This is a genomic window from Endozoicomonas sp. (assembly GCF_051008435.1).
Classification (GTDB): Bacteria; Pseudomonadota; Gammaproteobacteria; order Pseudomonadales; family Endozoicomonadaceae; genus Endozoicomonas_A.
Genome location: NZ_JBPCXO010000387.1, coordinates 1 through 1622, shown reverse-complemented (window position 1 = coordinate 1622; position 1622 = coordinate 1). Strand labels below are relative to the sequence as shown.

Annotated in this window: 3 protein-coding genes; 1 reads left to right on the top strand and 2 read right to left on the bottom strand. The window is 44.8% G+C overall.

Features of this window, described 5'->3' with window-relative positions:
• Nucleotides 1-128 precede the first annotated feature (128 nt).
• Nucleotides 129-401: a hypothetical protein gene (locus tag ACR2PX_RS19515; RefSeq protein ID WP_434001030.1), complete on the bottom strand. Its 273-nt coding sequence runs from the start codon at nucleotides 399-401 to the stop codon at nucleotides 129-131.
• On the bottom strand, nucleotides 395-964 hold the full coding sequence (locus ACR2PX_RS19510; protein ID WP_434001029.1) for a hypothetical protein: 570 nt from the start codon (nucleotides 962-964) through the stop codon (nucleotides 395-397). Before ACR2PX_RS19510 ends, ACR2PX_RS19515 begins: the two co-directional genes overlap by 7 nt.
• 262 nt (nucleotides 965-1226) lie before the next feature.
• Here ACR2PX_RS19510 and ACR2PX_RS19505 point away from each other — a divergent pair.
• Nucleotides 1227-1622 (top strand): type I restriction-modification system subunit M N-terminal domain-containing protein (locus tag ACR2PX_RS19505; protein WP_434001028.1); only part of this gene is annotated, 396 nt, incomplete at its 3' end.

The following is a 1622-nucleotide window of genomic DNA, read 5'->3' as shown; positions in this document are numbered from 1 at the left end:
TTACTGTCGGATACGAAGTTATGTGTCATCGGCGAGAAAGCAGGGTCAGAATATTTTCGAAGCTCTGCTTATAGCTCTGAAGAATTATGGTAATCATCCTTTGCTGGGTGCTGAATAGTTACCATTTATTAATCAACATTCAACTCTTCAGGTAGTCTTTTTCTGTAAAATATTTGATTAAGTGACGTTGCACTTTTAGATACCCTGTTACTGTACATATCAGTAAAGAAAATCTTGTTTTCACCTTTAGAATAAGAAAATTCATAGCCTTCAAGCAGTTCGAACTTTTTATCCACTATCCCCAACTCTCGGTTTCTTTGAAGGCGCTGGATGAACTGAACAAATTCGGCTGGAGATCCTTTTTTCCCTCTGTTTTGTAGTACCTCACGTACTCTTAGCATGATGTACGAAAACTCCTGTTTTTTATGTATTTCGCCCTGCCCTGCCCTGCATGCGGCCTCGGACCAGCCAGCCGAAGCAACTTCTGAACATCAGTCTGAGAAGCATAATCATGCTTGATGGCTGCTATTGAATTTTTAAGTGCTAGTTTTCTTTCTTTGGTTCTCTTCGGTTTATAGTCAACCTTTTGGGCATCCAGAAAAACCAGCTCACGATTGAGCCAGGGAAGCAAGTGAATCCAGGCATGAATATTTTCGGAAAGTTTTTTGCTGGCAGGCTCTGATCGGAGGTTATTCAAATCCATAAACCTTTCCACTGACCGCAGCTCATACCCTATTTGTTGAACAATATCAGGTGTATCAATGTATTTAGTACGCAGCCTCGTTAGAAACCGTTTCTTATCAATACAACGCTCCATATGTCTTCGATACAAAGAATCAAAAGGCTCAGAGCCAGGCTCATCAGGTTTAAGCACAGTTAAAAGCCTTCCTGACGACTGACTTGTATATTCCACATACTCCATATCTGTACAGTGCTCTTCAATTAAAGCATCAAGACTGTTCATAATCCTTTACTCTTGTCCTTACACGACCAAGTTCAACCATGAAACAAATTCTGTCAGCAAACAAGACACAAATAAGACAACCATCTTACTTCGTATACCGAACGCCTTATGTTCCAGTGATGACAATAGCCCCTACACCATTCAAACCCCTCTCCCTTTCCTGTAATCTACATCCAATTAATCAATCCAAGCAGTCTGATCCGGCAATCCCGTCTTTGACAATCGACAGCTACTCCGGATGTCTGCCTTACCGGTTACCCTCATGCCCAACACCCATACCGCCAACAACCTTGCCGCCTTCATCTGGTCCGTAGCCGACCTTCTGAGAGGCGATTTCAAGCAGTCCCAGTATGGGCGCATCATTTTGCCGTTCACCCTGCTGCGCCGTCTGGAATGCGTGCTGGAACCCACCAAAGATGCAGTGGTCGTCCAGCACGAAAAAGTGAAGGCTATGAACCTGCCGGAAGACGGTGTGGAGAAGATGCTGCTACGGGCTTCAAAGCTGTCGTTCTTTAACACCTCCCCCATGAACCTATCTCTTTATCACATCTCTACACCCAAGAACTGGCGCGCTATGCGCCAGCCTTCAACGCAGGTCTGTAATTTTGCCCACCCCTTCCAAACTGCCAGCCAACCGGGGCGACCTGTGTGCTTGGAA

Bases quoted from the DNA above. Each gene is read 5' to 3' on its own strand.
- ACR2PX_RS19515 (WP_434001030.1), bottom strand. From the start codon at position 401: ATGCTAAGAGTACGTGAGGTACTACAAAACAGAGGGAAAAAAGGATCT.
- ACR2PX_RS19510 (WP_434001029.1), bottom strand. From the start codon at position 964: ATGAACAGTCTTGATGCTTTAATTGAAGAGCACTGTACAGATATGGAG.